Genomic DNA, 12,893 nt, shown 5'->3' on the forward strand with positions numbered 1-12,893 from the left:
GGCCTGAATATGCGAAAAACCGCTACGTCCTTATTCGGACATAACGGTTTTATCTTCGTACGTATAATAGGTGCCGAATGATCGGACAGAGCATCCAAGCGCAGCTAATTCTTCCATTGCGCCTTTCATCATCGGCGTTTCCTCTGATTCTACTATATCAATAATAAAAAAATAATTTCCGAGACCCGTTTTTAGAGGACGCGATTCGATTTTACTCAAATTCAATTTGCGCCAGGAAAAAACGGATAACACTTGATGAAGCACACCCGAACGATCATCTTCAGGAAGTTTAACCATCAACGTGGTTTTAGGCGTTTCCGTATGGTTCGGAATCTCCAACTGACCTTTTCGCAATGATAAAACTACGAATCTCGTATGGTTAAAATGAAAATCATGAATATTTTCTTCTGCAATATGTAAGCCATACTTTTCAGCGGCAAGACGGTTCGCAATCGCTGCAATTTTTTCATCGGGATTTTCAGATACATATTTTGCGGCCGCCGCTGTCGATGTCGTTTGAATGAGCGGAACGCGTCTGTATTGATACAATAAATATTTATGGCATTGTGCAAGCGCGTGTGGATGAGATTGAATGGATTCAATTTCCTCTGTAAATTCGGCTTGTTTTTTATTGACCATGAGATGTTGTTGGATTGGAATCGAAAGCTCCGCATTAATAAACAATTCTCTGTCATTGTACATATAATCGATTGTTAACGGAACAGTCCCTTCCAATGCATTTTCCAAAGGGACAACCGCGTATGTTGCTCGCCCGGCGCTCACCGCTTCAATGCAATCCGGAATGGTTGGCTGCGGCGATAAACCCGACTTTCCAAATAGATAAGTAGCAGCGACATGTGTAAACGAAGCTTCAGGTCCTAAATAGGCAATAATTGGTGTGAATTCTTCGGTACTCAAACTATCATTTCCTTCCTCATTAGAGTGCTCCAGAACTTATGACGGAGACTGACTCGACAAAATCTGGCGCTTTCAATTGTTGAATAAAGGTATCCATCTTTATTTCCATCTGCGTTACATCAAGTGATAACGTAATATTCGCCCTCGCCTGGACAGGGATCGTTTGGTGAATCGTGAGCACATTGCATTTCGCTTCTGAAACAATGCTAAGCAAGGTAGCAAGGGATCCTTTCCGGTCTTCAAGCTGTATGAAAATCGTTAAAATCCGTTCGCGCGCAACTGATTCAAAAGGAAATACCGTGTCGCGGTACTTATAAAAAGCACTCCGAGAAAGCCCAACCTTTTTCACTGCTTGCTGAATGGTTGTCGCCTCCCCGGTAGAGAGTAGTTGTTTTGCTTCAATCGTTTTGAGCATTGACTCTGTAAGGACATCTTCCCTCACAAGATAAAAACGGCCGTCGCCTAACCGTTTCATAAAATCTCCCCCATGCTTTAACCGTTATTATTCGATAAATTCAAATTCGAAACCAAGAAGTCGAACGATGTCTCCATTTTTCGCTCCGCGTTCACGAAGTGCATCATCGATACCCATCGCGCGCATTTGTCGAGCAAATTTCCGTACAGATGCATCAAAGTTAAAGTCCGTCATTTTAAATAAACGTTCGATTGTACTGCCTGAAAGCACATATGCACCGTCGTCATCACGCGAAATTTCGAATTCCGGAGCTTCTCTTTCGTGTTTATAAAGAACTGCGTTTTCACTTTCCTCTTCGATATCCGTTAGCGGGAATTCAGGCGTTGCATCAATCAAATCAGCAACCGCGAAAATAAGTGGGTCGAGTCCTTTTCGAGTCACGGCTGAAATCGGAAAGATTTTTACATCATCTTCTAATTTCTCTTTGAATAAACGAAGGTTTTCTTCCGAATCAGGCATGTCCATTTTATTGGCCACGATGACTTGAGGTCGCTCTGTTAAACGTAGATTATATTGTTTTAGTTCTTCATTAATCGTCACATAATCTTCGTACGGATCGCGGCCTTCCATCGCTGACATGTCAATCACGTGAACAATTACACGCGTCCGCTCAATATGACGTAAAAATTGATGTCCAAGGCCGACACCTTCATGCGCGCCTTCAATCAAACCGGGCAAATCGGCGATGGCAAAACTGCGGCCGTCTTCCGTTTCGACCATGCCAAGATTCGGAACGAGCGTTGTAAAATGATAATCCGCAATTTTCGGTTTTGCTGCCGATATGACAGATAGAAGCGTGGATTTACCGACACTCGGGAAACCGACAAGTCCAGCATCCGCAAGCACTTTCAATTCCAATACGATTTCTTTTTCGATCCCTGGCTCGCCTTTTTCGGAGAGTTCAGGCGCCGGGTTTTGCGAGGATACGAAACGGCTGTTTCCACGTCCTCCACGGCCTCCGCGAGCAATGACTGCTGTTTGCCCATGCTCGACCAAATCCGCGATGATAGTACCCGTCTCGCTGTCTGTAACGACTGTTCCGGGCGGGACCTTGACGACCATATCTTCCGCATTTTTTCCGTGCATATTTTTACCCATTCCGTGGACTCCACGCGGCGCTTTAAAGTGACGTTGATAACGGAAATCCATTAATGTGCGCAAACCTTCTTCAACGATAAAAATGACATCCGCGCCGTCACCGCCGTCACCGCCTGCAGGACCGCCGAACGGAATATACTTTTCCCGACGGAACGCAACCATTCCATCACCACCGTCACCGCCTTTTACATATATTTTTACGTGATCTACAAACATATAACTTCCTCCTATTGTCCAATTAACTTGAACACCCATAAATTATGTGAAATCGTTTCTTCAATTTTGAGGTTATCTGGACTTATTCGTGTCTCTTTAGTTTCAGGTAACTCGCCATTTATCGTTATCGTTATGGACCACTCTTTTTCCTCAGCAAAAATGTCAAAGTGAACGTCATAATCAGATAGCGGATCAATCACTTCTTCAATTTCATTGAAAACAGCCTCTAAATAGGCGACAAGAGTATCATCATTTACATTTCGAGGTCCTTTTTTAATCGCGCATGTCAACGTACTACGAAATGCCGTATAGACCCAGTCGAATGTTAATAACCATTGCTGCACTTTTGGAAAACCGAATCCGGACAATAAAGTGCGCTGGCCCATCGCTTTTGTCGTCTTGAGAATTACTTTTCTAGCTTCTGAAGGATTCCCAAGATCAAGATGCATTAAAATGATTTGGAGATCATTTAGAAAATCATGGCGTGCAAATGCTAATAGTTCGCTTGATGTCAATTCCTCTTTACCCATTCCCCACACTCCATCACTTCTATATCTACATACAGTATAGCATTTCTTCCAGAATTTACGATATAGAACGAAAAATAGTATGGTCGAAAGTGGTATAAGTTATTTCCTAAAGAACAAAAAAGAGAACTGCTTGAAATTCTGCAGTCCTCTCAATCTATTAATTGGTTTAAAATTAAGCTTCTTGAGCTTCAGCATATACGCTTACTTTCGTTTTCGTGCGGCCGTAACGCTCAAAGCGTACGACGCCGTCAATTTTCGCGAAAAGTGTATCGTCGCTGCCGAGACCAACGTTTTCACCTGGGTGAACTTTAGTTCCGCGTTGACGGTAAAGGATTGATCCGCCTGAAACGTATTGTCCGTCAGAGCGTTTTGCGCCAAGGCGTTTTGACTCTGAGTCACGACCGTTTCTAGTTGAACCTGCTCCTTTTTTCGATGCGAAAAACTGGAGATCTAATCGTAGCATGTGTGCCACCTCCTACTTTTTGAAGATGAGTTTTATATGTTGCCCGTAGTCTGTTTCAATCGTCTGCAAAGATACAATCATCGCTTGTACAATTAGTTGAATATCGGCATCTTTTTCCACGTCTTCCGGAAGCAAGACTTTCAAATACCCGCCGTCATCTCCTTGGAGAATTTCGGGAGTAATGCCTGTAAGTGCGATGATGGCATTCACAGCACCAAATGATACTGCAGAAGCACCTGCACAAACAAGATCTTTTCCATGTTCCGCGAAATCGGCATGACCTGACATTTCAAATGCATGTATGCGGTCTGATCGATCTTTCGTAATCGTCACTGTAATCATGATGGATTATGCGTTAATTCCGTCGATAACTACTTTTGTGAACGGCTGACGATGACCTAGTTTTCTGTGATAGTTCTTTTTTGGCTTATATTTGAAAACAGTAAGTTTTTTACCGCGGCCTTGTTGAACGACCTTAGCTGTAACAGTAGCGCCTTCCACGAATGGAACGCCAACTTTTACGTCGTCTCCACCTACGAATAAAACTTTGTCAAAAGTGACAACATCGTTGACTTCGCCAGCAACTTTCTCAATGAAAATCTCTTGTCCTTGTTCAACTTTAACTTGTTTTCCACCAGTTTCAATAATTGCGTACATACTTGCACCTCCTCATAGACTCAGACTCGCCTTAAAAGGTGACCCTCATCGGATTCTTGAACCTTTTCAGTGCGGTTGTAGCACAGGTGCGCTACAAACAATAACATTAAAATATTACCACGTAGAAATCATTTCGTCAACACATTTATTTTTAAATTAATAAAGGCCTGTTCATATCTTCGAAAACGGAAAGAAGTGTAGTTTTGAATGAGTAGAAATACCGCTAATAAGAGATACGGAACTGTATTTGGAAGATGGAATGACAATGCGATCGAAATGACAGTTAAGATGCACATCGAATAAATTAGCATGATCGATTTTGCGCGCGCTTCAAAACCTTTCGTTTCCAATACGGCAGCAACTACATGTCCGCCGTCCAGCGGCAAAATCGGCAGCAAGTTTAGCCCAAGTAAAAACAATTGAATTTTTGCTACAAAGTCATCACCTGGAAACTCAAGTACCAACGCGAAAAAAAGAAGGACTAACGTTGCGGCTGGCCCCCCAAGAGCAAGATAGATGCGATGTTTTCTGCGCGCGGTAAGTCTGCCCGGTATAACCAGTTCACCACCGTAAGGCATAATTGTACAAGATCGGACGCGCAGCCCCAGTATGTATGCGCAAATGAGGTGACCTGCTTCATGAATCAAAAGAGAAATGAAAATTAACGTATAGACCGATAAATCTCCAGATATGATCAGGAATAAAAATACCGGGAGAAGTATTGGATGCAAACGAAATTTCATTCAACCGCACCTGATAAATAAGCTGGGAGTAAAGAAGAATCCAAATGAATGCCGTCGCGTTTCACCATAATGTATATGGCTTCCTCATCCATTAATGCCAGCGTGTCCCCTTTTTTCACAGAAGTATAAGGAAGTTTTTCAAATGTACCGACAAAACCATACGTCACTTCGTCGCCGTCGTCATAGAGAACGGTCACTGTTTTTCCAGTGTCTCTTGTCGATCCGGTGAAAACGACGAGTCCATTCGACTGCGCTTCAATTGCGATTGGAACGGTATACGACACAAGAACGCCGTTTTTAAAAGGCTGCATCGACTCATACGCCGGTAGTAATCCGCCTTCATGGCTCACGATTGTCGTGTCGTCTTCGGGTTCCTTTATTATGGAGGATACCCATTTTTTCATCGTTAAAAAGTCTTCACCTGTTGTGACATATTGAGTGACGGGCTTCCCAATCGTCCCCGCACTTTCCAATTTAGCCACACCAATGACGCCGATCGTAAATAGTATCGCGATTACCCACTTCACACGCCATTTCATCCACACACACCACCCATTTTTCTCAGTATATGTAGCGTGGGGGGAAAATAGTAATGGGCAGTGTGAAGATTATATTTTTTTGAATTTAAATTAATAGAATGTAGTAATAGAAGTGTATACGGCTAACATCTCATTAATAACGCTTCGGCGCTAGGGAAAGATTGAACTGTATCTTTCCGCACTTGGTGGATGCCTCCCGCAATAAGCCTGATAGAAGATCACAGCTTCAAGATAACCACTGGCAAGGCGCCTACGCTGGATTATCTTGATAGACTGTGACGTTTCTTTTAATAAGCCGCTGAAAAAGCATGGTTAATATATAGTTTCCGTCATTGAACTTGATTTAGTGCTCCAAGGAAAGAGCGAACTTCTCATTCGCTCTCCCTTCGCCTTTCCTGCGGGCGAGCAAGTGCAAAGGTCGGATAATATTATATATATACAATAAAAAATGCCGAATTAATCTTCAGCATTTTCCACATACATAATTATATAGTTTAAGTACATTGTTTCAAAAACCCGTTTCTTTTTCTTTTACTCAGATAAACACTTTGTGCTATTGTCTTAACAATTTAGGGATTAATATTCATCATCATCGTCATTAGACCATATATCAATAAGTTCACCAACTAACAAATTTCCTTTCTTTAAGTTTTCACGATTAGCCATAACTTCACTTTTTGGTATTATTCCATCTTCAACCGCATCTTCTAATCTGTCGAGTTCATCTTCTGTCAATCCCCAATCATCATGTCCTTTACCCATTTTTTCTCCTCCTTATAAGTGTTTTGTATTCTCTCTCACAAATTCCATGCTTATTCCTTTTGTACTTTCTTATTGAACAAACTCGTTAGTTCAATAAGAAATAATTCCTTTATTCTATTACCGCCAAAGCTTATAAATTCCTATACAAGTTAAAAATTTCAGCTGTTTTTAAACGTGACCAACTTGTTCAAATATGAATTGTATGGTTTTTTATCAATTCGTCATAACGATCTTTCGTTGTTTTTAAAAATAAAATTAGCACTTAGGATTGAACTGCTAATTGATGGTCTAATATGATGTTATTTGAGGTGCGTAATTGTATGTTATTTGCTTGTTTGTACCTCTAAGACAAGCCCGTTACAATCTGCTACATGGATGTTTTTGTTTATATCTAATAAGTTGGAGTTTCTTTAGTCAGTGTGTGTAAGTTATAACAAGTACAGATTTTGAAATTGTTTATATCGGGGATGTTAGACTAAGATTATCTCTTTAAATTCATTTAGTACTTGTAAATTTACACATTGAAAAGAAGACGAAAAAAATAAATTTTCTCTATATAATGAAATCTATAGTTGATTGGAGTGGAGGGCGGCGACTCCAGCGGGATGAAGCGGGACATATGGAGAAAGAAGTTCATTTCTCCTTTGGTGAGACCCCACAGGAGCGCTTTTTGCGACGAGGAGGCTCACCGCCCGCCCCGTGGAACGCGTCCGCCCGGAACTCCAATCAACGGTATCGACAGATACCGCCTTTCCAGAAATTAAAAAATAGTACAAGAGGCGTATAAAACTCACCTCCCATACTATTAATAACCTCATACCTTCGAAAATATCGATTTGATTCGACCAAAAAATCCTTTATTGCTCTGATCAAATGACATCAACGCAACGGATTCTCCAAGAATTCTGCGTGAAATATTCCGGTAGCCGATTGCAGCCGGATTAGTTGGATCCATCACGACGGGCTCGCCTTTATTGGATGAACTAATAACATTTTCATCATCCATGACAATACCCAGAAGATCAATAGATAAATGCGTTGTAATATCATTCACATCAAGCGCATCGCCAGAATTCATCAGATTTCGCTTAATACGATTGATGATAAGCTTCGGCGGTTCGATATCCTCTTGTTCAAGCAACCCGATAATTCGGTCCGCATCACGAACAGCAGAAATCTCCGGCGTCGTCACAACAATCGCGCGGTCCGCACCCGCCACCGCATTTTTATACCCTTGCTCAATTCCAGCCGGGCAATCAATTAAAATATAATCATAATCACGTTTCAACTCGGTTATTAACGCCTTCATCTGTTCTGTGTTCACTGCGTTTTTATCTGTAGTCTGCGCAGCAGGTAATAAAAAGAGACCATCTTCAAAGCGCTTATCTTTCACAAGCGCTTGTTGAACTTTGCATCGTCCTTCAACGACATCAACCAAATCATAGATGATCCGGTTTTCAAGTCCGAGAATGACGTCAAGATTTCGTAAGCCGATATCAGTATCAACGAGACAAACTTTCTTCCCTTGAAGTGCCAATGCAGTCCCAAGATTCGCAGTTGTCGTCGTTTTACCAACACCGCCCTTACCTGATGTAATTACGATAGCTTCTCCCAAACTAGATGCCCCCTTTGAATGTAGATAGTTGTGGTCGGAGGATCCGGAGCTCCTGCAACCGGTCAATCGCGATGAAGCCTTTCGGATGAATATATGCACATTCCATTTCCGGTTGCTCAGACAAAATGGTAATTTCATCCGTCATCAACTGCATCTCTTCAGCGATTAATAAATGCGTCGCCTCAAGCCAAGATGCCGCAATAACAGCTTCGCGATTGCCTTTCGATCCAGCATGAGCAATCCCTTTTAAACGTCCAAGTACATATATGCTTCCCGCCGCTTCAACGCGGCCGCTTGGATTGACATCCCCGATAACGACCAGGTCGCCGTCCGCTTTCACGACTTGTCCCGATCGCACGATGCCAATAAAAGTTTCAGATTGCTTTTCTTGTATTCTAGTATTGCATTCTTCCATAGTGATGACATCACTTTGAATTCTTGAAACTCGTAAATTCGGCGAACCATGAATAATATTCATGATTTCCCGCAAATCATTTTCGTTACAGTACCGATTGCCCGTGTCGACACGGACTTCTGCAAGGCCATCTAACCCATCTTCGGCTACTTTGTTACGAAGTTCGGCAAGTAAATCCGAATAGGAACATTTATCATCGAGACGTAGAACGAGACCGTCCTTCGTCCCTTTGATTACTACATACTGTTGCTGTTTCGTCAATTGCGTCACCTCGTATTTCTCCTCTTTTTAAAGAGCTTCACTTCCTTTAAGCAAAACTCGATTATCAATTAACTTCTTAAATATCCACCCGAACATAATGACAAATAATGAATTTGCAATCATCGTCGGAATAAGCCTAGTCGAAATAAACACATCTGGTTCGATCGATGTCAAGGCGATTAAACTTACAAATGAGTACGATAAAACTTCTAGCAAGGCTACGAGTAATAAAGTTAAAATCATAACTGTAATAATATGTTTATGCACATAGCGGATAATTCCGGCGGCGATATAACAGATCAATGGATATAGAAATGCATATAATCCAATAATATCAATGTAAAACGTATCATACAAGAGGCCAAAGACAATTCCGTAAATGATTGCGCGCTGTCGGCTATAATAAACTGCGATAAAAACAAGGTAAACGATGACAAAACGTGGCACGAGAATGTAAAGAGTCTCTCCCACCTCTATCGGTGAAAACAAGCTAAAAACGGGCTCCAGGAAGAAAAGTAAAACGGCAATAAGAGGGATGATAGACCTAATCATGATCCATCCTCCCCCTCCGTACCTGCCGTCCCGTCGCCATCCGTTCCCTCTACTGTTTCAGATTTCCTCATCGCAACAATGACATGGTCAAGCATGGAAAACTTGGCAGCCGGTCGAATGTAAGCGAGCTTCGTCAGCCCGTAATCATCCGTTGAAACTTCGGTTATTTCCCCGATGGAAAGCCCTTTCGGAAAAATTCCGCCAAGTCCCGAAGAAATTACTTTATCGCCGACTTCAATCTCAAAACTGGAGTCAATACGCTTCATGATGAGCTCTCCGCGCGCTTGGTCATAGCCTTCGATAAGTCCAAATGCGGGTTTATCACCTGGAACAACGGCAGAAACACGGAAATTTCGATTTTCCGTTGAAAGCAATTCAATCGTCGAAGTAGTAGATGAAGTATTAATCACTTTTCCGATTAACCCACCCGCCGTGACAACTGCCATATTCTTCTTAATTCCATGGGCTTGGCCTTTATCAATAATAATCTTTTCTTCCCATTGATCCGGGTTTCTCGCAATGACCGTTGCGTGAACTGGATCATAAGCTCGCAAATCTTCTTTTTTACCGATGATTTCACGAAGACTATCATTTTCGGCTTGGACATCTGCAAGTTCGGATTGGATTGCTGCATATTCACTTAGACGTGTTTTCAACTTCTTATTTTCTGCATATGTATTCAAAACCCCGTCGATATTGCCAATGACATCTGTTATGTAATGCGCGGGCTTAGAGAAAAACGATTGCCCGAAGCCGACGACATCTTTTACAATTTGTTCCGGTAAGGAGGCGTTTTGCCGATCACGCAGAGAGAATGATATTAAAGCCACAAGGACAATTACGCCCACGAGCAATAAAATCAATCGTTTATTTGAAAAAAATCGCGGCATTGCCTTATTCCTCCTCAAGCATCCTTTTTAGGCGATGCAAATCTCTCTATTAGTTTAATAGAGAGATTGCGCCAAACCTAATTATCTAGCTTGCATTTTTTTAATGACATCAAAATTATCTAACGCTTTACCTGTACCAATTGCAACACAATCAAGTGGTTCTTCTGCAATGAAGACAGGCATATTTGTTTCTTCCGAAATCACTTTTTCGATATTTCTTAGAAGCGCCCCACCACCAGTTAGAACGATTCCGCGTTCCATAACATCTGACGATAATTCAGGTGGAGTGGTTTCCAAAGTTTTACGAACGCCTTCAATAATTTGTGTAATCGACTCGCGTAACGCGTCCGCGATTTCATCTGAAGTAATTTCAATCGTTTTCGGCAAACCAGTCAATAGGTCTCGTCCACGAATTTCCATCTTTTCAGTTTTAGTCGTCGCACTTGCTGAACCAATATCCACTTTAATCGCTTCTGCAGTACGTTCACCAATTGTTAAGTTATACGTTTTACGGATATAGCTTGTAATCGCAATGTCCATCGTATCGCCTCCGACACGAATCGACTCGCTTGTTACAATACCGCCAAGTGAAATAACTGCAACTTCAGTCGTTCCGCCCCCGATATCGACAACCATGCTACCTGTTGGCTCCCAAACCGGAAGTCCCGCACCGATTGCAGCCGCGAATGGCTCTTCAATCGTATACGCGTCTTTCGCGCCAGCTTGACGTGATGCGTCAATAACTGCACGCTGTTCGACAGATGTAATTCCGTAAGGCACACAAACCATTACGTTCGGCTTTTTAAATGATCCGCCAGAAGCTTTCATGGCTTCTCTCATATAATGTTCAATCATCGCAGTCGTAATTTCATAATCAGCGATGACTCCGTCTTTCATCGGTCTCGTTGCTATAATTGAACCAGGTGTACGTCCAATCATGTTTCTCGCTTCGCTACCAACAGCGACGATTTCACCTGTATGTGTGTTTTTTGCCACGACTGAAGGTTCGCGTAATACGATACCTTTCCCTTTTACAAAAACTAGCGTATTTGCTGTTCCCAAATCAATTCCTACGTCTCTTGCACCAAATCCAAACAAATCTGTTCTTCCTTTCTTCTGAACCGCTTATATACGGCATTCATCAAATCATACACCACATTATAGCGGAAAAGCGAAGAAAGTGATAGGGTTACATATACCCTTTTTCTTTAAGGCTGATGAACTGATGGTCCCCGATTATGACATGATCGATAACTTCAATCCCCATTAAAGCCCCAGCCTCGGTTAGTCTTTTCGTCACTTCGATGTCTTCCGGTGACGGCGTCGGATTGCCCGAGGGATGGTTATGAGCACAAATTATGGAAGCCGCAGATCTTTTTACCGCTTCGCGAAAAATTTCCCTTGGATGTACTATACTGGAATTCAATGATCCGATAAAAATCGTTTGCTTATGAAGCACTTCATTTTTCACATTTAAAAATAAGACGACGAAATGTTCCTGCGTGAGCGAAGACATATCCGTCATTAAGTAAGCTGCTGCATCTTCTGGCGAGCGAATGGTATACCGGCCTTCTGAATGCTTTTGATACATACGTTTTCCTAACTCAGCGGCCGCCAACAATTGCACGGCTTTCGCTTGTCCAATGCCGTTAATCTTTGTAAACTCCTCGACGGTAGCGTTACGTAAATCTTGAATCTTATCGAATGACGATAACACGCGATTTGACAGAACGAGAACAGATTCATCCTTTGTCCCCGTCCGAAGCAATATCGCGATCAATTCTTGGTTCGATAAACTAGGCGCACCTTGCCTGACAAGCCGTTCACGCGGCCTGTCCGCAATGTGAACATCACGAATCATCATTTTGGGTTCGAGGTCCAATTCCAGGTTAATTGTCATTTCCTGCAACACCCCTGACTCACCAATAAAGTTATGTAGGTCGATGCAGGTACAACAACGCTTTTACAAAAATTCTTCATTAAATCTCCTCCTTGCCATCATTCTAGCGGAGAACATTCAATGAGAAAATTGAGTATAAATGTAGATAATGGAATTTCGACCTGTTATTCAACCTCAAAAATCAATCTTCACGCAGTCCTGCTTACTCGCATAATGGGCAAGCAAATGTAGTCGAACGACTCGAACATCGTCTGTAAATGCCGTAATCGCAGTCAATTGTTCATTGAAAACTGACACCGTTTCGCTTTCATTTTCAGTTTCCAAATTTTTTATTTTCGCTACTGTATCGGCAACCAACGAATCCCGCAGCAATTTAGCCCCTACCGCTTCGCAACTACCTACATGTGCCGTGACTTCTTTGCGAAATGTTTCCCCGCTGTCGCTATCCATGATTTCCGCATCCGACAAACCAACCGATGACCAAATGTAGTACTTACCTTTGGAGACCCCATCACCTTGAATAATAGCAGCTGAAGCTAATGACGGATCAGCGGCTTGAAAAGTTGCAGCAGATTCCGCACTTGAAAAAACACCATGTTGTCTCGCAAACAGTTTTAGTGGAACAACTTGCGTGTCTACTGGTTTTTCGTCCTCTGACGCGGCTGGACCAGTCGTCGGGATTTCCGGCTTTTTAGGTTCGCTACCAAGTTTTTCGTTTGCCCCGACAATGATGAATCCGACTACTGCCACAGCAGCAATCCCAATAATAATCCCTTGAATAATTGCCATTACATAAGTGCCTTTTTTAAAATTTCTGCCGAATTTCATTTTCCTTCACCCCGTTTTGTCCTGCTTTAAT

17 protein-coding genes and 1 other annotated feature are annotated in these 12,893 nt (G+C 42.2%); all 17 genes read right to left on the reverse strand.

The annotated features are described in order from the left end of the window. Nucleotides 1-30: 30 nt before the first annotated feature. The 17 genes from pheA to JSQ81_RS02610 all read right to left on the reverse strand — a co-directional run bounded on the left by pheA (nucleotide 31) and on the right by JSQ81_RS02610 (nucleotide 12,862). Entirely contained in the window at nucleotides 31-918 is an 888-nt protein-coding gene (gene pheA / locus JSQ81_RS02530; RefSeq protein ID WP_212606173.1) for a prephenate dehydratase, read from the reverse strand. Between the two features lie 19 nt (nucleotides 919-937). Continuing rightward, nucleotides 938-1,393, reverse strand: coding sequence for an ACT domain-containing protein (locus JSQ81_RS02535; protein ID WP_212606174.1), 456 nt, complete (start codon nucleotides 1,391-1,393; stop codon nucleotides 938-940). A 27-nt stretch (nucleotides 1,394-1,420) separates the two neighbouring features. Further along, nucleotides 1,421-2,707, reverse strand: coding sequence for a GTPase ObgE (obgE, locus tag JSQ81_RS02540; protein ID WP_212606175.1), 1,287 nt, complete (start codon nucleotides 2,705-2,707; stop codon nucleotides 1,421-1,423). A gap of 11 nt (nucleotides 2,708-2,718) precedes the next feature. Further along, nucleotides 2,719-3,237, reverse strand: coding sequence for a Spo0B domain-containing protein (locus JSQ81_RS02545; RefSeq protein WP_212606176.1), 519 nt, complete (start codon nucleotides 3,235-3,237; stop codon nucleotides 2,719-2,721). A gap of 172 nt (nucleotides 3,238-3,409) precedes the next feature. Then, the gene (gene rpmA / locus JSQ81_RS02550; RefSeq protein WP_212606177.1) at nucleotides 3,410-3,700 is read right to left on the reverse strand and encodes a 50S ribosomal protein L27; all 291 of its coding nucleotides are present in this window, start codon (nucleotides 3,698-3,700) and stop codon (nucleotides 3,410-3,412) included. A 12-nt stretch (nucleotides 3,701-3,712) separates the two neighbouring features. Beyond that, nucleotides 3,713-4,042: a ribosomal-processing cysteine protease Prp gene (locus JSQ81_RS02555; protein WP_212606178.1), complete on the reverse strand. Its 330-nt coding sequence runs from the start codon at nucleotides 4,040-4,042 to the stop codon at nucleotides 3,713-3,715. 6 nt (nucleotides 4,043-4,048) lie between these two features. Continuing rightward, nucleotides 4,049-4,357: a 50S ribosomal protein L21 gene (rplU, locus tag JSQ81_RS02560; protein ID WP_212606179.1), complete on the reverse strand. Its 309-nt coding sequence runs from the start codon at nucleotides 4,355-4,357 to the stop codon at nucleotides 4,049-4,051. 12 nt (nucleotides 4,358-4,369) lie between these two features. Then, nucleotides 4,370-4,444: a sequence feature (ribosomal protein L21 leader region), on the reverse strand. A gap of 41 nt (nucleotides 4,445-4,485) precedes the next feature. Continuing rightward, on the reverse strand, nucleotides 4,486-5,100 hold the full coding sequence (locus tag JSQ81_RS02565; RefSeq protein WP_212606180.1) for a site-2 protease family protein: 615 nt from the start codon (nucleotides 5,098-5,100) through the stop codon (nucleotides 4,486-4,488). After that, the gene (locus JSQ81_RS02570) at nucleotides 5,097-5,639 is read right to left on the reverse strand and encodes a hypothetical protein (RefSeq protein WP_212606181.1); all 543 of its coding nucleotides are present in this window, start codon (nucleotides 5,637-5,639) and stop codon (nucleotides 5,097-5,099) included. The genes JSQ81_RS02565 and JSQ81_RS02570 overlap by 4 nt, the downstream gene beginning before the upstream one ends. Nucleotides 5,640-6,215: 576 nt before the next feature. After that, nucleotides 6,216-6,401 carry a hypothetical protein gene (locus JSQ81_RS02575; protein WP_212606182.1) on the reverse strand — a complete coding sequence of 62 codons (186 nt, stop codon included), beginning with the start codon at nucleotides 6,399-6,401 and terminating at the stop codon, nucleotides 6,216-6,218. Nucleotides 6,402-7,215: 814 nt separating this feature from the next. Continuing rightward, entirely contained in the window at nucleotides 7,216-8,016 is an 801-nt protein-coding gene (gene minD, locus JSQ81_RS02580; RefSeq protein WP_212606183.1) for a septum site-determining protein MinD, read from the reverse strand. A gap of 1 nt (nucleotide 8,017) precedes the next feature. Then, entirely contained in the window at nucleotides 8,018-8,701 is a 684-nt protein-coding gene (gene minC, locus JSQ81_RS02585; RefSeq protein WP_249336613.1) for a septum site-determining protein MinC, read from the reverse strand. Nucleotides 8,702-8,719: 18 nt separating this feature from the next. Beyond that, nucleotides 8,720-9,244 carry a rod shape-determining protein MreD gene (gene mreD, locus JSQ81_RS02590; protein ID WP_212606184.1) on the reverse strand — a complete coding sequence of 175 codons (525 nt, stop codon included), beginning with the start codon at nucleotides 9,242-9,244 and terminating at the stop codon, nucleotides 8,720-8,722. Next, nucleotides 9,241-10,134: a rod shape-determining protein MreC gene (gene mreC / locus JSQ81_RS02595; protein WP_212606185.1), complete on the reverse strand. Its 894-nt coding sequence runs from the start codon at nucleotides 10,132-10,134 to the stop codon at nucleotides 9,241-9,243. Before mreC ends, mreD begins: the two co-directional genes overlap by 4 nt. Before the next feature lie 81 nt (nucleotides 10,135-10,215). After that, nucleotides 10,216-11,232 (reverse strand): rod shape-determining protein, encoded by a 1,017-nt coding sequence (locus tag JSQ81_RS02600; RefSeq protein ID WP_212606186.1) that lies wholly within the window; start codon nucleotides 11,230-11,232, stop codon nucleotides 10,216-10,218. Nucleotides 11,233-11,323: 91 nt separating this feature from the next. Next, entirely contained in the window at nucleotides 11,324-12,034 is a 711-nt protein-coding gene (gene radC, locus JSQ81_RS02605) for a RadC family protein (RefSeq protein WP_305849477.1), read from the reverse strand. Between the two features lie 174 nt (nucleotides 12,035-12,208). Next, nucleotides 12,209-12,862, reverse strand: a complete 654-nt coding sequence (locus JSQ81_RS02610) for a hypothetical protein (RefSeq protein WP_212606187.1) — start codon at nucleotides 12,860-12,862, stop codon at nucleotides 12,209-12,211. Nucleotides 12,863-12,893 lie beyond the last annotated feature (31 nt).

The sequence above is a fragment of the Sporosarcina sp. Marseille-Q4063 genome (genome assembly GCF_018309085.1).
Lineage (GTDB): Bacteria > Bacillota > Bacilli > Bacillales_A > Planococcaceae > Sporosarcina.